Below are 17,235 nucleotides of genomic sequence, written 5' to 3' on the forward strand. Positions count from 1 at the left end.
GCTGCTTACATCCACGGCTTCTACAATCCAGCCCGGCTACACTCGGCGCTGGGCTACCACTCGCCTAACAACTACGCCCGGCAGCTCCGGGCTGCCGCCTGAAACGGCTTCATGGCGTCCGTTTTCAGGGGGCCAGATCACACGCCCCCAGCCGACCCACCCTCCAGGCCACGGACAATTTCCTGCGCACCGCGGGAAGATCAAAAGAAAAATCAAAAGCAAAAGCCGGTTCTTCAGGCATTCGTGTCGACCAAGGTCGACACCTACCAAAGCAGAACGCCGTTCCGACCGATCGCGGCAATCTGTCGGAGGCGGGGCGGTACGGGTTGGCAGGACCGTTGGCGCCATGGATGGCGCCATCGAGCCCCCATGGATGGGTTCACGGCGTGTCCTGCCAACCCACACCGCCCCGCCCAACCCTCAGAAAACCAGCGCCGGCTGTTGCGGTTGCTGTTGCTTCGGCGGTTGCCTTCGCCTTTAGCGGGTGCAGGGCTGCAAGCCCTGCCGGAACCCCATATCACTCAGCAGGCCTCAGCCACCGCAGTGCGGCTACGGCCCAGCCATGCCAGCAGCAGGCCCGACGCGGCCAGCAGGCCACCGGCCACCGGAATCGCGGCGTAGCCCAGTCCCGAGCTGATCACCGCACCACCCAGCGCAGCACCTACCGCATTGCCCAGGTTGAATGCACCCACGTTGATCGACGACGCCAGGCCCGGCGCCTCGCTGGCCACCTGCATCACCCGGATCTGCAGCGGCGGCACGAGGGCGAAGGTCGCCGCACCGAACAGCAGTACACCCAGCGCCGCGGTGGCGTGGCTCATGAAGGCCAGCGGCAGCACGAACATCAGCACCGTCAGGACGGCCAGCAGGATCCGTGTGGCGCCATCGAGCGACCAGTCAGCCATGCGTCCACCGATGCCGTTGCCGAAGGTGAAGCCGATGCCGATCAGGGCCAGCGCCATCGCGATGAAGGTATTGGGGGCGCCGGTCAACTCGGTCAGTACTGGTGCGACGTAGGTGTACAGCGTGAACATCGCACCCGCACCAAGCACGGTAGTGGCCATGGCCAGCAGCACCTGCGGCTGCAGGATCGCCTTCAGTTCGCGGCGCACGTCCGGGCGCGGTCCCGGTGCGGACGCGGGCAGCGCGAAGCCCAACGCAGTGATCGCGACCAGGCCCAGCGCCGCAGTCCCGGCGAAGGACAGGCGCCAGCCCAGCTGCTGGCCGACCCAGGTCGCCAGCGGCACGCCGCCGATGTTGGCGATGGTCAGGCCCATGAACATGGTGGCCACGGCCGCAGCCTGCTTTTCCTTCGGCACCAGGCTCGCAGCGACCACCGCACCGATGCCGAAGAAGGCACCGTGGTTGAGGCTGGTGACCAGGCGCGACAGCAGCAGCATCCCGTAGTTCGGCGCCAGCGCAGACAACAGATTGCCGGCGACGAAGATCGACATCAGCAGCATCAGCGCGGTGCGCTTGCCGAAACGCCCCATCAGCAGGGTCATCACCGGCGCGCCCAGCATCACGCCCACGGCATAGGCGGTGATCAGCATGCCCGCAGTGGGGATGCCAACGCCGACGCCGTCGGCGATGACCGGCAACAGGCCCATCGGGGCAAACTCGGTGGTTCCGATGGCGAAGGCGCCAACGGCAAGCGCCAGCAAGGCGGCTCTGGAATTCATGGGGGAGTCCTGGGGGGCGGAATCGGGAGTGCGTAGCCTGCGCGCTTTGCTGCGCCGGATTAAGCCTCGCCCCGGGAAAACACTGTTGATCCTGATTCACAAGTGGAGGCCGGAACGCAGCCAAAAGTGCAAAAACCGCAGTGCCGTTGCAGAGCCAACCTCCCCCACAACGCAGAACCCCCGGCGTGCCGGGGGTTCTGAGGGACTCACACGCCTGTGGCGCGCTTACCAGTTGCCGGCACCCGGCACGTTGTGCTCGCGGGCGCGGCGGCGCATCAGCAGATTCAGCCACTCCACCAGCACCGAGAAGCCCATCGCGGCGTAGATGTAGGGCTTGGGCACGTGCACGTCCAGGCCGTCCAGGATCAGCACCGCACCGATCATCAGGATAAAGGCCAGGGCCAGCATCTTCACGGTCGGGTTGGCATCGATGAAGCGGCCCAGCGGGTTGGCGGCCAGCAGCATCACCATCACCGACAGCAGGATCGCGGCGACCATCACCGGGATGTGGTCGGCGATGCCGACGGCGGTGATCACCGAGTCCAGCGAGAACACGATGTCGATCACCGCGATCTGCGCGATCACGTAGCCGAACACGGCCGAGGCCTTGGTGGTGCTGGGATCTTCATCCTCGCCGCCGCTGATCAGCTCCTTGATCTCCATGCAGCCCTTGATGATCAGGAACAGGCCACCAACGATCAGCACCAGGTCGCGGATGGAGATGCCCATGCCGGCCACGGTGAACAGGTTGGCCGCCATGTGCGCCAGGTAGGCCAGCGACACCAGCAGCGCGATGCGGGTGATGCAGGCCACCGCGATGCCAAGCTTGCGGGCGAACGGGCGACGCTCTTCCGGCAGCTTGCTGACCGCGATGGAAATGAACACCAGGTTGTCGATGCCGAGCACGATTTCCAGCGCGCTGAGCGTGAACAGGGTTACCCAGGCATTGGGGTCGGCGAGGAACTCAAAGGACATGGAAACTCTTCAAGGCAGTGGGGGAATGGGGTTTCAGCCGTAGTTGCCGGCCAGCGCGTGCGGAACCACGACAAGCGCCCAGCACAGCAGCACGTTCATCATCAGCACGAAGACCGCCGCCGAGCCCATGTCCTTGGCGCGGCCGGCCAGCTCGTGAATCTCACTGCCGTAGCGTTCGATCACCGCTTCGATGGCCGAGTTGGCCAGCTCCATCGCCAGCACCAGCAGCATCGAGCCGATCAGCAGCGCGCGTTCGACCGGCGTCTGGCCCAGCCAGATCGCAATCGGCGTCAGCAGGATCAGCAGGTAGACCTCCAGCCGGAACGAGGACTCGTGCAGCCAGGCAGCGCGCAGGCCCTGCCAGGACCAGCGGGCGGCCTGGAAGATGCGGCGCGGGCCGCGCGGCAGATGGCCGAACTGATCAGCCACGGGGCGAACATCCAGCAACAGGGACGCGGCGCAGCGACCGCTCAGACGCACGGCAGGGGATCATGGGCGCACAGGAATAGGCAGATGGCCGCCATTTTGCCACAAGGCCGCCCGCCGCCGCCCGGCACCGGCCCGGTGAACGGACTGCCAGGGGCAAGCTTCGACCTGCCCCAGCTTCTATCATGGTCGTCCCTACCCTGCCGGAGCGCCTGATGTCCCATCGCCGTACCTGCCTGCTGATGCTGGGCCTGCTGACCGCCGCCCCCCTTGCCCAGGCCCTGGGCCCGGCCAAGTCACCGCGGGTACCCGAACAGGTCTCCAACGTGGCCTGGGCCAGCGACATGGCCCACTTCGCCAGCGCCGACGAGGCCAGCCCGCCGCCGCGTGGCGGTATCGAGTTCATCGGCAGCTCCTCGATCCGCATGTGGGAGAGCCTGGCCACCGACTTCCCCGGCCAGCCGGTGTTCAACCGCGGCTTCGGGGGTTCGGAAGTGCGTGACAGCACCTGGTATGCCGATCGCATCGTGGTGCCGTATGCACCGTGCAAGGTGTTCTTCTACGCGGGCGACAACGACCTCAACAGCGGCCGCAGCGCCGTGCAGGTGCGCGACGATGTGGTTGCCTTCGTGCAGCGCGTGCATCGCGACCTGCCGAAGACCCGGGTCGAGTACCTGTCGATCAAGCCGAGCCCGTCGCGTGCGCATCTGCTGCCGGCGATCAACGAGGCCAATACGCTGATCAAGGCCGCCCTGGCCACGCTGCCCAACACCGGCTTCACCGACATCTACACGCCGATGCTGGGCACCGATGGCCAGCCGGATGCAACGCTGTTCCGCGAGGACATGCTGCACATGACCCCGGCCGGGTATGCGATCTGGACCAAGGCGCTGGCGCCGAAGGTCAACTGCAACTGAGGGACTGCGGACGCCGGGCATGGCCCGGCGCTACCGCAACCCCATCCACGCATGGCGTGGATCTACTGAATCACGGGCAATGGGGTCGGAGGATCAGCGGAAGATGACCGTGGCCTCCGTGCCCTGGCCTGGCTCGCTGGCCAGCCTGACCTTCCAGCCGAAGCGGTCGCACAGCCGGCGCACGATCGACAGGCCCAGGCCGGTGCCCTGCGGGCGGCTCGGCTCGGCGCGGTAGAACGGTTCGAAGGCCCGCGACAGGGCGTCGGCAGACATGCCGATACCGGTATCGCGCACTACCACCCGGTCGTTGTGCACATGCACGTCGATGCGCCCCTCGTCGGTGTAGCTGCAGGCATTGCGCACCAGGTTGCTGATCACCACCTGCAGCACCCGCGGCGGCGCATGCAACTGCACCGGGCCGTCGCTGTGCAGGTGCACCGACACCGGGCGAGACCCCAGCAGTTCGTTGGCATTGTCCACCTCGTAGCGGACGATGTCGTTGACGTCGAACAGCTCGATCTGCGGTTCGACATCGGCCTCGCGGGCCAGGATCAGGAACGCATCGATCACCGCCTCCATGTCGCGGCCAGCCCGCTGGATGCGCTGCAGGCTGCGGCGCAGGCGCGGCTGCAGGGTTTCATCGCCAAGGGCCATGTCGCTGGCGACGCGGATGACGGTCAGCGGTGTGCGCAGTTCATGGCTGGCGTCGCGGGTGAAATTGCGCTCGCGCGCCACATGCGCGCTGACCCGGTTGGCCAGCGAATGCAGTGCGGCCGCCAGCTGGCGGGTCTCGCCCTGCATGTCCGCCGGCAGCTTGTTCGGCTCCAGATCGGCCGCTTCGGGGTGGCCCGGGTCCCAGCGCGAGACGCGCCGTGCCAGCCAGTTCACCGGCGACACCAGGCGCTTGGAAGCCCGATAGGTCACCCAGCTGGCGCCATACACCGCCAACAGGGTCAGCAGCACCGGCACGATGCCGAACCAGAACGCCAGCATCTCCGCACGCGAACGCAGGAACACCAGGTACAGGCGACCGGCGGGGCGCACATCGACCAGCACCAGCTGGTCATCCTGAGGCAGTTCGTGGAAGCCGGGCTCCAGGTTGCGCAGGTTGGCTGGCAATGACAGCGCCGACTGCCCGCTTTCCAGCAGGTAGCCGCGGATGTTCTGGGTGTTGGGCGGCGGCTGCACCGGCGACGCCTCGTGCAGCGTCCAGTAATAGGCCGCTTCCTCGCGCAGGGCGGCGCCGACCAGGCTGTGCTTGATGACCAGCGACACCAGCCAGGCACCGAGCAGGATGCCCAGGCTGGCCAGGACTGCCTGCAGGATGAAGGCGATACGGATCTTGCGCGGCAGGCCGTGCGGCATTGCGGGGTCCCGGTCAGAGCGCTGCGATTATAGGCAGCGCGCTGCGCCGTAGTCGTGCACGGACGCTGACCGGCGGCAGCGCCGGCCGGTCATCCGTGCCCGATGCGGGGTCGTTGCCCGGCCGGGCCTGATGCTGCACCGGCCCGGCCCCGATCAGGCCATCGGCTGTGCGATATCGGCAATGCGGTAGCCGGCGCTCTGCACAGTGTGCAGCAGCGGACGGTCGAACGGCTTGTCGATGATCTTGCGCAGGTTGTACAGATGGCTGCGCAGCGTGTCCGAGTCCGGCAGGCCATTGCCCCAGATCTCGCGTTCGATCTCCTGGCGGGTGACCACGCGCGGCGATTCGCGCATCAGGATGGTCAGCAGGCGCAGGCCGATCGGCGACAGCTGCAGCTCGGTACCGGCACGGGTGGCCCGCATGCTGACCGGATCGAGCACCAGGTCGGCGACCTTCAGCACCTCCGAACCCACCTGGCGACGTTCGCGGCGGATCAGCGCGCGCAGGCGGGCTTCCAGCTCCTGGATCGCGAACGGCTTGGTCAGGTAGTCATCGGCGCCGAACCCGAGGCCGGTGAGCTTGTCGTCCAGCGTGTCGCGTGCCGTGAGCATCAGCACCGGGGTGGACTTGCGCGCATCGTTGCGCAGGCGACGGCACACTTCGATGCCATCCAGGCGCGGCAGCATCAAGTCGAGCACCACGACGTCATAGCTGTTCTCCGCCGCAAGGCGGTAGCCATCCAGGCCGTCCTGTGCATAGTCGACTTCGAAGCCGCGACCTTCCAGGTATTCGCCGATCATCTCGGAGATGTTGCGGTTGTCTTCGACCACCAGCACCAAGCCGGAGGTCTCCTTCGTCTGACGCATGTGATTCCCTCTAACTTCAGCTTTGTGAAACATGCCGGATCGACGGTGGACGCGATGTGAAGTTCCGTCAAGAGGTACACAAACGGTTCAGAGGAGCGGCCTGAGCAGCGGCCAGACGTTGTCCAGCACCCTCGGTTGCGCCTGCGCCGTGGGGTGCAGCCCGTCGGCCTGCATCATGCCCGGCTGCAGGGCCACGCCTTCCAGCAGGAAGGGCAGGAGCGGCACCTCGTACTGCGTGGCCAGCGCCTTGTAGGCCGCAGCCAGGCGCTGGCGATAGGCCGGCCCGTAGTTGGGCGGTACGTCGATGCCCAGCAGCAATACCTTCGCGCCGGCCTTCTGGCTGGCCTGCACCATCTTTTCCAGGTTGCCCTGCACCTGCGCCGGGGTCAGCCCACGCAATGCGTCATTGCCGCCCAGCGCGATCACCACCACCGTCGGCTTTTCCTTCGCCAGCAGGCCCGGCAGGCGGGTCAGCGCGCCGGCGGTGGTCTCCCCGCTCATGCTGGCGTTGACGATGCGCGCCGGGGTTTTCGACTGCTGCCTGACCCGCTGTTGCAGCAGGCTGACCCAGCCGGCGTCGGCAGGGATATTGTGGGCGGCACTGAGGCTGTCGCCGAGCACCAGCACGGTGCGGGCCGGACCTTTGGCACAGGCCAGCCCCGGCAACAGCAGGAACCCTAGCAGCAGCACCACCATCGCGCCGGCTCGCCGGCTCCATCCCGTCTTGCGCATTGGAGTCTCCTCATCGACAGCCTGTCCCCCCGCAGCGCGCCCGTCGCCATCGCCGTCGACCAGGTCGGCAAATCCGTGCAGGGCCCGGAGGGTGAAGTCCACATACTGGACAACATCACCCTGACCGTCCATGAAGGCACCAGCGCGGCCATCGTCGGCGCCTCCGGTTCGGGCAAGACCACCCTGCTCGGCCTGCTGGCCGGGCTGGACCTGCCCAGCCGCGGCCGCATTGCACTGTCGGGCCAGGACCTGGGCGACCTCGATGAAGAAGCGCGGGCCCAGCTGCGCGCGCGTGAGGTTGGCTTCGTGTTCCAGAGCTTCCACCTGCTACCGGCGCTGACCGCCGCCGAAAACGTCGCGTTGCCACTGGAACTGGCCGGGCGCGAAGACCGTGCGCGGGTCGATGAAGTGCTGGCCCAGGTCGGGCTGGCCCATCGCGCCCGCCACTATCCGCGCCAGTTGTCGGGCGGCGAGCAGCAGCGCGTGGCATTGGCGCGTGCGTTCGTCACCCGCCCGCGCATCCTGTTCGCCGACGAACCGACCGGCTCGCTGGACCACGCCACCGGCCAGCACATCAGCGACCTGCTGTTCGAACTCAACGCCGGCAGCGGCACCACCCTGGTGCTGGTCACCCACGACCTGCGCCTGGCCCATCGCTGCCAGTACATCCATCGCATCGACGAGGGCCGGCTGCTGCCGGTCGACCATGGGGCGCAGGCATGAACCTGCTGCGGCACGCGTGGCGCGCGCTGCGTCGCGAGGCCCTGGCCGGTGACCTGCTGACCGTGTTCGCCGCACTGGTGCTGGGCGTGGCGGTGATGACCGCGGTGGGCACGCTGGTCAACCGGGTCAACCTGGCGCTGACCGGCAGCGCTGCGGAAATGCTCGGCGGCGACCTTGGCATCGTCGGGCGCGATGACCCGCCGCAGGCGTTCGCCGACGAGGCACAGCGGCGTGGACTGGCCTACACCCGCATCGCCAGCTTCGGCAGCGTGCTGTTCAACGGTGATGCCAGCCAGATGGCCAGCATCAAGGCGGTGCAGGCGGGCTATCCGCTGCGTGGCACGCTGCGGGTGCGGGCCACACCCGGCGGCGCCCTGATCGCCGATGCCGGCATGCCGCCCAAGGGCCAGGCCTATGCCGACCCGCGCCTGTTGCAGGGACTGGGGCTGAAAGCCGGCGATGACCTCGAATTCGGCGCCGGCACGCTGCGCATCGCCGGCATCATCGAGGCCGAACCGGATACCGGTGGCGACCTGCTGACGCTCTCCCCCACCCTGCTGGTCAACCGCGCCGATGTGGAAGGCACAGGCCTGCTTGGCCCCGGCAGCCGCATCAACTACCGGCTGATGTTCGCCGGCTCCGCCGACCAGGTTGCCGCGTTGCGCCAGTGGCTGCTGCCACAGGTGAAAGGCCTTCGCCTGCTGAGCGTGGACGACACCCAGCGCGGCGTGCGCCACGCCTTTGATCTTGCCGGGCGCTTCCTCGGCCTGAGCGCGCTGCTGGCGGTATTGCTTGCCGGCGTGGCGACCGCGCTGGCGGCCAACCGTTTTGCCCTGCGCCGCATCGACCAAGTGGCGATCCTGCGCTGCCTGGGCGCGCGCCAGCGCGACATTCTGTCCGGTCTGGCACTGCAGCTGCTGATGCTGGCAGTGCCGGCCTGCGCACTCGGCATCGGCCTGGGCATGGCTGCGCAGGAAGGTCTGGTGCAGGTACTGGGCAGCCTGGTGCCGCAGCGCTTGCCGCTACCCGAGGCAATGCCGGCGCTGACCGGCGCCGGCATCGGCCTGTTGCTGCTGTTCGGCTTCGGCCTGCCGCCGCTGCTGCGCCTACGCGGGGTGCCGCCGATGCGCGTGCTCAACCGCTCCTTCGCCGCCCTGCCCCCGGCCTCGCTGCTGGCCTACGTAGCAGCGCTGGCGGCCAGCCTGCTGCTGGCGGTGCAGGTGACCGGTGATCTCAAGCTGGCGCTATGGGTGCTGGGCGGCCTGGCCGCGTTGGCGGTGGCGGCCGGCGTGGTCGGTTTCGTGCTGCTGCAGCTGCTGCGCGGCCTGCAGCACCGTCTGCACGGCCACTGGCGGCTGGGCCTGGCGGCGCTGACCCGGCGCCGGATGCTGGCGGTGATGCAGCTGGTCGGGCTGTCGCTGTCGCTGTGCGCGCTGTTGCTGCTGGCGGTGACCGGCCCTGGCCTGCTGCAGCAGTGGCGCGAACGCCTGCCCGCGGATACGCCGAACTACTTCCTGATCAATATCCAGCCCGGACAGCGTGACAGCGTGCTGGCCGCGCTGCGCGGACTGGGGGCCAACGACGCCAGCATCGAACCGATGGCGACCGGTCGCCTGATCGCGATCAACGGCAAGCCGCCGCTGCGCGTGGATCGCTCGCCGGACCAGAGCGGGCAGCCGGCGTCAGGCGAAGCCCAGCGCGATGACGACGACGAGAACCGGCCGTTGAACTTCAGCTGGCGCAGCAGCTTCCCGCCGGCCAACACGCTGATGAACGGCACCTTCTGGACGCCCGACAGCACGGCGGCGGAGGCGTCGGTTGAAATCGGCTGGGCCAAGCGCTACGGCGTGTATCCGGGCGACCGCATCACCATTTCAGTAGGCGAGCAGGAGCGCGAGTTCACCGTCACCAGTGTGCGCAAGGCCGACTGGAACACCTTCCGGCCGAACTTCTTCGTGCTGCTGAATCCCAATGCGGTGGGCGACACCCCGCACAACCTGCTGTCGGCGTTCCATCTGCCGGCCGGCAACGCGGCCGGGCTGGGCGAGCTGGTGCGCGCGCAGCCCAACCTGTCGCTGCTGGACGTGGACGCGGTGATCTCGCAGGTGCGCGATGTGATGGAGCGGGTCGCGCAGGCGGTGCAGCTGGTGATGGTGTTCAGCCTGCTGGCCGGCGTGCTGGTGCTGCTGGCCGCACTGCAGGCCACGGCGGGCGAGCGCCGCTACGACAGCGCGGTGCTGCGCACGCTGGGCGCGACCCGGCGCCAGTTGCGTGGCGCGGTGCTCGTTGAGTTCGGCGCGCTGGGCACGCTGGCGGCGATGCTGGCGGTGGGCGCGGCGGCCGTCATCGGCGTGGCAGTCTCGCAGAAGGTGTTCGAGCTGCCGTTGCTGCCGCCGTGGCCGGGCCTGCTGATCGGCGGCGTGGTCGGCATCGGGCTGAGCCTGCTGGCAGGCTGGTGGGGTACGCGGGCGATCCTGCATACGCCGCCGGCATTGGCGCTGCGTGAGGCCTGAGGCGGCGCCGGACCGGGGCGCGTGCCGAGCAAGCTCGGCACCTACCAAGTGCACATGACGGCGTTGCCAGTGTTCAAGGAACAAGCACATCCACGCATGGCGTGGCTCTACTGGGCCTTTTCCACGTACTTGGCGAACACGTCGTCAATCTGCTTGTCCTTCACCTTCTTGCCGGACTGGATCTCTTCGGCCTGGGTGAACAGCGGGATGATCATCGCCATGCCGTCGATCCTGGTCTTCAGGTGCACGCCCGGCGCCTGGGTCAGGAAACCATCCCAACGCTGGCGCACCTTGGCCCAGTAACCGGCGGTGGCCTTCCAGTAGTTGCGCGCCGGGGTGAAGTCGACCTCGGTGGTCTTCACGTAGTCGTTGAAGCCGAACTCGCGTGCGATCTCCACCTGGCTGCCATCGGCGTTGCGCTGCACCTTGGTGTTGAACTGTTCGTGGGTCCAGCCGTTCGGGGTCAGCGTGTGGCGGTTGATCACGGCCAGCGCGTTGTAGTCGCTGCGCTTGGTGTACTCACGGCGCGGCAGCGGGCGCCAGCTCAGGTCGCTGGTCCAGCTCGGCACGTTGTTGGTGTAGGTCCAGGTGCCGGTGCCGCAGTAGCGCGGTGCGTCGCTCACTTCGTACACGCACTGGGTCCAGGCGCCCTGGTTCACCGCCGACGGAATATTGCGCACCTTCCAGGTCTGGTCGGCGCTGAACTCGAAACGATTCGGTGCTTCGTACACCCAGTCCTGGCGCCAGTGCTTGGTGATGTGGCCGCTCTTTTCATCCAGCAGCAGGTGCTGCAGCACGATGCGCTTCGGGGTGTCCTCAACCACGATGACCACTTCGCTGCCGCCGCTGCGCATCGCCGGTGCACGCTCGTAGCCCGGCTTCAGCAGCACGGTCTCGTCGAAGGCGAAGTCCACGGTGTACTCACCCTGCATGGCGAGGATGCTGTCGTGGTCGCGGGCGATATCGGAGGGCTGCGCGCTGGCCACGCCGCTGGCGGCGAGCAGCAGCATGGCGCTGGCTGTCTGGAGCTTCATCGGGGTCTTCCTTCGGGGGTGCAGATTCATTGAGGGGCCATCCGTGGCCAACGGGCGTTCCATCAGGAGAGGGTCACAGGCGGATCAGCGGCAGGTCGCCGGGAATCTGGGGCGCCGGACGCCGGGCGGCGTCGGCACAGCAGCAGTCGTCGATCACCAGCTCGCCTTCAGCACCTTCCAGGCGTACGATGCGGCGCGCGGTGGCCGCGCCCAGCGAGGACAGGGTCGACAGACTGGCGGCCAGCGTGCGTCCGTCGTCGGCGGCATGCAGGCGCAGCGCGCACAGGCGCCAGCGCTGGCCGCCAAGATGGCCGGCCAGGCGCCGCCACAGGCGTTCGCCAACGCTCGCCTCGCTGTCGTGTTCCGGTCCCGGCGGCAGCGGCGCGACCAGACGGTCCCAGGCCAGGAAATCACTGTCGGGCAGCAGGTACAGGCGCCACACGCAGCGGCCGCGGCCATCAAGGAAGCACAGGCTTTCGCGCAGGCCCTCGCTGTCCACGCCCTGGCAGGCGTGTACGCGTACGGCCTGGCGCCAGCCGCCCAGCTCGTTGCCGTCGGCGTGGTACAGGCACAACACGGTGCCGAGCGTGGCCAGCTGTGCCGGGGTCGGCCAGGCCGCGCTGTTCGGCGCGGCGATGGAGTCATTCCTGCGTGCGGACAAGGCTCGGCTCATGAGATCACCAGGAAACGGCAAGGCTGGCGGAGAAGGTGCGGCCCGGGCTGCTGAAACGATCGCTCAGTGCGCGATCGGTGATCAGGCTCGGGGTGATCGACGACCATTCGATGTAGCGCTTGTCGGCCAGGTTGAACACGCCGACATTGAAGGTGGCACCCGGCGCGAAGTTCCAGTGCGCCATCAGGTCCAGCACGCCGTAGCCGGCCGGCTGGTAGACGAACGGCGCCGGTGCGTTCGGATTGGTCTGCGCCGCAGGCGGCGGCAGGCGCTTCTTGCGCTGCACGAAGGTACCGGCCAGTTCGACGCCCCAGGTATCGGTGTCGTACATCAGGCCCAGCGTGCCACGCAGCGGATCGACCGAGGCCAGCGGTTCGTCATCGGTCCGGTTGTCACCACGCGACCATGCCAACGCACTGCGCAGCGCCCAGCCCTTCAGCGCCGGGCTGAGTTCGCCAAACTCGATGCCGGCCTTCATTTCCGCGCCATAGATGCGCGCGTCGGCGATGTTCTGCGACTGGAACACGGTCAAACCCTGCGCGTTGCGACCGGTATCGACGTTGGACTCGATGAAATCCTTGTAGTCGTTGTAGTAGCCGCTGACGCTGACGTACGCCGCCGGCGCGATGAAGCGCAGGCCCAGTTCGTAACCGTCGCTGGTTTCGGGCTTCAGGTCCGGATTGGCGATGGCGGTATAGCGGAAGGCGATGTTGGTCAGGCCGATGTTGACGTCGTTGTACGGCGGCGAACGGAAGCCACGCGCATAACCGGCGAACAGCGACCATTCGTCGGTAAAGCGCCAGACCATGCCCAGCTTCGGCGACACGCTGGTCTTCTTCAGCTGCGCCACGGCCGTGGTCGGGTTGTCTTCGGCGAAGATGCTGTCCACTTCCGGCTTCAGCTCGTAGCGGTCCACGCGCACGCCCGGCACCAGCGACAGCCTGCCATCGGCAAAGCGCATCTCATCCTGTGCATACAGGCCCAGCTCGGTAGTCTTGCTGATAGGGAAGTCACGCACCGGGAAGGTGTCCGGCAGCACCGTGTTGCTGACCACGCCAGCCTTACTGACCTGATAGCCGTCGCGCTTCTGGCGGATCTCGGTACGGGTGCCTTCGAAACCGTAGGTCAAAGCGTGCTCGACGCTGCCGGTGGCGAACGCCTTGTTGAACTGCGCCTGCAGGCCATAGGCATGCTGGTCGAAGGAGAACACGCGGTGGCGACGGGTGCCGTCGGTGCGGGTCTCGTCGGTCTGCTGCCGGGTTTCGCTGTTCTGCGCGTACACCTGCCAATGCAGGCTGTCGGCGAACGGCTGGTCCAGCGCATCCATCTCGTGGGCGAAGGAGACGCGGTTGCGCTTCTGGGTGTCGTGGGACTTCATGCCAGTGGCAGCAGCCATCGCGCCGGGGCGCGGTGCAACGCTGGCGATCGCCGACAGCACATTGGTATCGGTGGTGTCTTCGTTGCCTTCCACGGTCAGGCGGAAGCGCTGGTCCTCGCTGGGTGCATAGACCAGTTTGCTGAGCAGGCTGCGGCCGTCGCGATCCTGCGGATTGGACGCGGTGCGGGTGTCGTTGTCGCTGCGAACCGTGCCCTTGTTGTCCGTTTCCTGGCCCTGGTGGTGATTGACGTTGACCAGGCCGCTCCAGTGGTCGCCACCGAAGGCGGCCGTGGCACCGCCGAGCAGGCCCTTCCACTCACCGTCGTAGCCGAACTTCAGGCCGAAGTAGCTGTTCTTGCCGTCCTTGAGATAGTCGGCCGGGTCTTTGGTCACGAACGTGACCACGCCACCGAGTGCATCGGAGCCGTACAGCGGGCTGGCCGGTCCACGCACGATCTCGACGCGCTTGAGCGTATCGAGGTCGGTGAAGTTGCGGTTGGAACTGGCGAACGAACCGATGTCGAACCGGGTCGGCATGACGATGCCGTCGGTCTGGATGCGCACGCGGTTGCCGTCCAGGCCACGGATGCGGAAACCATCCAGGCCGAAGCGGGTCGCGCTGCGGGTGACCGACAGGCCCGGCTCGTAGCGCACCAGATCCTTGATGTCCTGCACCAGGTGCCGGTCCATCTGCTCACGGTCGATGACATCCACGGTGGCCGCCACGTCACTCAGCGCCCGCTCGGTGCGGGTGGCGGTGACCTGCACCCGATCGAATTCGCGCGCATCGGGGGCAGCAGTGGCAGCAGCGTGGGCGGACAGCGGCAGCGCCATCCAGACAGCAAGGCAAAGGGCGGTATGGCGGGTCATCGGGTTCGTTCGGTCAGGCAGGGGAACCCCCGGTTACCGGCGCACCCGGAAGGTGCACGCGGTAGACCGAGGGGGAGAGAGCGGGAGCGGACGGGTCGCCCACCCTGTCGGCGCTGCCGGCAGGAGGGAGGGAGGCGGGCGACCAGACCGCGATTACTTGGTCAGGATCAGCTTGTCGTTGCTGGTGTGCCGCAGGCGATAGAAGCGGTCGCCGTGCTGGATCAGGATTTCACGACGGCCCTTGAGCAGGGCTTCGCTGTCGATGACCTCTTCCGGCGGAACGACACGGACCGGACGATCGCGGAGGGTCAGCGTTTCGGGGCGCAGCAGTACAGGTTGAGCATTCATGAGCATCTGGACTCGTGCGAGGGACGAGTTAAATGATAATGATTCTCAGTTGATAATCAACAACCATTCTCAACTTGATCGATTGGATTAATGATCGAATTTTCAGATTCGATAGATCGCATCAATCAAATGGCGACGCATGTGTGTAGAGTCGACTGTTGGTCGACTGCTTCGAGCAACAGCAGTCGACCAACAGCCGACTCTACCGAGGCACGGGCCCGAGCCGGCCCGACCGAGGCCCAGGCCCGGTCGGCCCCGGGGTTCAGGCGAAGGCGGCTTCGACGTCGGCCCAGCCGGCGGCGTCGACCTGCTCCAGCGCTTCCAGTGCCTGCAGGTTCTGCAGCAGCTGGCTGACCCGGCTGGCACCGAGGATCACGCTGGAGACGTTCGGGTTGCGCAGGCACCAGGCGATGGCCAGCGTGGCCGGCGCCTGCCCCAGCGCACGCGCCACCTCGCTGAAGCGGCGCACCTGGGCCAGGCGGGCTTCGGCGTCGGCACCCAGCACCAGGTCCTGCAACCACTGCATGCCTTCCCGGCCCAGCCGCGCATCGGCCGGAATGCCCTGGTCGTACTTGCCGGTGAGCAGGCCCGAGGCCAGCGGCGAGAAGATGGTGGTGCCCAGTCCGGCGCCGGCATACAGCGGCGCGTACTCGACCTCCACGCGCTCGCGGTGCAGCAGGTTGTACTGCGGCTGCTCCATCGACGGGCCCTGCAGGTTGCGCGCCTGCGCGATGTCCAGCGCCTGCTGGATCTGCACGGCCGACCACTCCGAGGTCCCCCAGTAGAGGATCTTGCCCTGCCGCACCAGGGTGTCCATGGCATGCACGGTCTCGGCGACCGGTGCGTCCGGATCCGGGCGGTGGCAGTAATAGAGGTCCAGGTAATCCACCCGCAGGCGCTTGAGCGCGGCGTGGCAGGCATCGGTCACATGCTTGCGCGACAGGCCGCGCTGGGTCGGCCGCGGGTCCTTGGCGCTGCCGAAGAACACCTTGCTGGAGACGCAGAAACCGTCGCGCGGCAGGCGCAGGTCGGCGATCACATCGCCCATCACCTGTTCGGCGCGGCCGTTGGCATAGCCCTCGGCATTGTCGAAGAAGTTGACGCCATGATCCCAGGCGGCCGCCACCAGGTTGCGGGCCTCGTCGCGCGGGATCTGGTCACCGAAGGTCACCCAGGCGCCGAAGGACAGGGCGGAAATCGGCAGGCCGGTGGAGCCCAAGCGACGGTATTGCATGCGAATCTCCTGCTGCGGGCCCGCATCCGGGCCGGGATCGAACTCCATTCTACCTGCCGCCGCCGGCCGCAAGCCCTTGCCGTTGCTGGCCCGATCGGTACCGTTGGGTGCGCGCACGCTGCTTTTTCTTGCCCCGGCCCCTGCCCTGCACTAGGCTTCCCGTTTTTCGCGACGCCCCAGGGGAGTCACTCACATGGTCGAAGGTTTGGGCAGGATCGGCTTCGGCCTGTTCGGGTTGGCGGTGCTGATCGGCATCACCTGGTTGTTTTCCAACAACAAGCGTGCAGTTGACTGGAAGCTGGTTGCCACCGGTATCACCCTGCAGATCGCCTTTGCGGCGCTGGTGATCCTGGTGCCGGGCGGGCGCGACGTGTTCGATGCGCTGGGCAAGGGCTTCGTCAAGATCCTCAGCTTCGTCAACGAGGGCTCGGGCTTCATCTTCGGCTCGTTGATGGACACCAAGAACTACGGCTTCATCTTCGCCTTCCAGGTGCTGCCGACCATCATCTTCTTCTCGGCGCTGATGGGGGTGATGTACCACCTCAACGTCATGCAGGCGATCGTGCGCGTGATGGCCTGGTCGATCACCAAGGTGATGCGCGTGTCCGGCGCGGAAACCACCAGCGTCTGCGCCAGCGTCTTCATCGGCCAGACCGAGGCGCCGCTGACCGTTCGCCCGTACATCGCCAGGATGACCCAGTCCGAACTGCTGACCATGATGATCGGCGGCATGGCGCATATCGCCGGCGGCGTGCTGGCGGCCTACGTGGGCATGCTGGGCGGCGGCGATCCGGCGCAGCAGGCTTTCTACGCCAAGCACCTGCTGGCGGCCAGCATCATGGCGGCCCCGGCCACCCTGGTCGTGGCCAAGCTGCTGATTCCGGAAACCGGCACCCCGCTGACCCGCGGCACGGTGAAGATGGAAGTCGAAAAGACCTCCAGCAACATCATCGATGCCGCCGCTGCCGGCGCCGGTGACGGCCTGAAGCTGGCACTGAACATCGGCGCGATGCTGCTGGCCTTCATCGCCCTTATCGCGCTGCTGAACGCGCCGCTGACCTGGGTGGGCGAAGTGACCGGCCTGGCCGCTGCCATCGGCAAGCCGACCAACCTGTCGACCATCTTCGGCTATCTGCTGGCCCCGATCGCCTGGGTGATCGGCACGCCGTGGGCCGACGCCACCACCGTCGGCTCGCTGATCGGCCAGAAGGTCGTGATCAACGAGTTCGTCGCCTACACCGAACTGTCGCAGATCGTGAACGGCCAGATCCCGGGCGTGAGCCTGTCCGCCGAAGGCCGCCTGATTGCCACTTACGCGCTGTGCGGCTTCGCCAACTTCAGCTCGATCGCGATCCAGATCGGCGGTATCGGTGGCCTGGCGCCGGAGCGCCGCCACGACCTGGCCAAGTTCGGCCTGCGCGCGGTGCTGGGCGGTACCATTGCCACCTTCATGACGGCGACCATCGCCGGCGTGCTGACGCACTTCAGTTGAACCCCT

General features: G+C 67.2%; 15 protein-coding genes. 4 read left to right on the plus strand and 11 right to left on the minus strand.

Annotation, left to right across the window (positions count from 1 at the left end):
• Window positions 1-521: 521 nt before the first annotated feature.
• The 3 genes from AC5P8J_RS13620 to AC5P8J_RS13630 form a co-directional block, all read right to left on the minus strand.
• Window positions 522-1,682, minus strand: a complete 1,161-nt coding sequence (locus AC5P8J_RS13620) for an MFS transporter (RefSeq protein ID WP_495216867.1) — start codon at window positions 1,680-1,682, stop codon at window positions 522-524.
• Window positions 1,683-1,907: 225 nt separating this feature from the next.
• Window positions 1,908-2,657, minus strand: coding sequence for a TerC family protein (locus tag AC5P8J_RS13625; protein ID WP_019661110.1), 750 nt, complete (start codon window positions 2,655-2,657; stop codon window positions 1,908-1,910).
• Between the two features lie 33 nt (window positions 2,658-2,690).
• Window positions 2,691-3,086: a diacylglycerol kinase gene (locus AC5P8J_RS13630; protein WP_005415335.1), complete on the minus strand. Its 396-nt coding sequence runs from the start codon at window positions 3,084-3,086 to the stop codon at window positions 2,691-2,693.
• A gap of 212 nt (window positions 3,087-3,298) precedes the next feature.
• On the opposite strand from AC5P8J_RS13630, the gene AC5P8J_RS13635 reads away from it, so the two are divergent.
• The gene (locus AC5P8J_RS13635) at window positions 3,299-4,000 is read left to right on the plus strand and encodes an SGNH/GDSL hydrolase family protein (protein ID WP_495216868.1); all 702 of its coding nucleotides are present in this window, start codon (window positions 3,299-3,301) and stop codon (window positions 3,998-4,000) included.
• Between the two features lie 93 nt (window positions 4,001-4,093).
• Here the strand turns inward: AC5P8J_RS13635 and AC5P8J_RS13640 are convergent, their stop codons facing one another.
• The 3 genes from AC5P8J_RS13640 to AC5P8J_RS13650 form a co-directional block, all read right to left on the minus strand.
• The gene (locus tag AC5P8J_RS13640; RefSeq protein WP_019661107.1) at window positions 4,094-5,365 is read right to left on the minus strand and encodes a sensor histidine kinase; all 1,272 of its coding nucleotides are present in this window, start codon (window positions 5,363-5,365) and stop codon (window positions 4,094-4,096) included.
• A gap of 153 nt (window positions 5,366-5,518) precedes the next feature.
• Window positions 5,519-6,232, minus strand: a complete 714-nt coding sequence (locus AC5P8J_RS13645) for a response regulator transcription factor (RefSeq protein ID WP_002811889.1) — start codon at window positions 6,230-6,232, stop codon at window positions 5,519-5,521.
• A gap of 87 nt (window positions 6,233-6,319) precedes the next feature.
• Window positions 6,320-6,964: an arylesterase gene (locus AC5P8J_RS13650; protein WP_019661105.1), complete on the minus strand. Its 645-nt coding sequence runs from the start codon at window positions 6,962-6,964 to the stop codon at window positions 6,320-6,322.
• 75 nt (window positions 6,965-7,039) lie between these two features.
• Between AC5P8J_RS13650 and AC5P8J_RS13655 the strand changes: the two genes are divergently transcribed.
• Together AC5P8J_RS13655 and AC5P8J_RS13660 are read left to right on the plus strand one after the other, a co-directional pair.
• Entirely contained in the window at window positions 7,040-7,687 is a 648-nt protein-coding gene (locus tag AC5P8J_RS13655; RefSeq protein ID WP_495216869.1) for an ABC transporter ATP-binding protein, read from the plus strand.
• Window positions 7,684-10,200 carry an ABC transporter permease gene (locus AC5P8J_RS13660; RefSeq protein WP_495216870.1) on the plus strand — a complete coding sequence of 839 codons (2,517 nt, stop codon included), beginning with the start codon at window positions 7,684-7,686 and terminating at the stop codon, window positions 10,198-10,200. The genes AC5P8J_RS13655 and AC5P8J_RS13660 overlap by 4 nt, the downstream gene beginning before the upstream one ends.
• A 107-nt stretch (window positions 10,201-10,307) precedes the next feature.
• Here the strand turns inward: AC5P8J_RS13660 and AC5P8J_RS13665 are convergent, their stop codons facing one another.
• The 5 genes from AC5P8J_RS13665 to AC5P8J_RS13685 all read right to left on the minus strand — a co-directional run bounded on the left by AC5P8J_RS13665 (window position 10,308) and on the right by AC5P8J_RS13685 (window position 15,737).
• Entirely contained in the window at window positions 10,308-11,234 is a 927-nt protein-coding gene (locus tag AC5P8J_RS13665) for a DUF6607 family protein (RefSeq protein WP_134735122.1), read from the minus strand.
• 73 nt (window positions 11,235-11,307) lie between these two features.
• Window positions 11,308-11,907, minus strand: a complete 600-nt coding sequence (locus AC5P8J_RS13670) for a Hemin transport protein (protein WP_495216871.1) — start codon at window positions 11,905-11,907, stop codon at window positions 11,308-11,310.
• A gap of 4 nt (window positions 11,908-11,911) precedes the next feature.
• Window positions 11,912-14,155: a TonB-dependent hemoglobin/transferrin/lactoferrin family receptor gene (locus tag AC5P8J_RS13675; RefSeq protein WP_495216872.1), complete on the minus strand. Its 2,244-nt coding sequence runs from the start codon at window positions 14,153-14,155 to the stop codon at window positions 11,912-11,914.
• A gap of 153 nt (window positions 14,156-14,308) precedes the next feature.
• Entirely contained in the window at window positions 14,309-14,503 is a 195-nt protein-coding gene (hemP, locus tag AC5P8J_RS13680; protein WP_005412278.1) for a hemin uptake protein HemP, read from the minus strand.
• A 262-nt stretch (window positions 14,504-14,765) separates the two neighbouring features.
• Window positions 14,766-15,737 (minus strand): aldo/keto reductase, encoded by a 972-nt coding sequence (locus tag AC5P8J_RS13685; RefSeq protein ID WP_134735121.1) that lies wholly within the window; start codon window positions 15,735-15,737, stop codon window positions 14,766-14,768.
• A 193-nt stretch (window positions 15,738-15,930) separates the two neighbouring features.
• On the opposite strand from AC5P8J_RS13685, the gene AC5P8J_RS13690 reads away from it, so the two are divergent.
• Window positions 15,931-17,229 (plus strand): NupC/NupG family nucleoside CNT transporter, encoded by a 1,299-nt coding sequence (locus AC5P8J_RS13690; protein WP_019661098.1) that lies wholly within the window; start codon window positions 15,931-15,933, stop codon window positions 17,227-17,229.
• Window positions 17,230-17,235 lie beyond the last annotated feature (6 nt).

This window comes from Stenotrophomonas sp. YJH_SMC_37 (assembly GCF_059370035.1).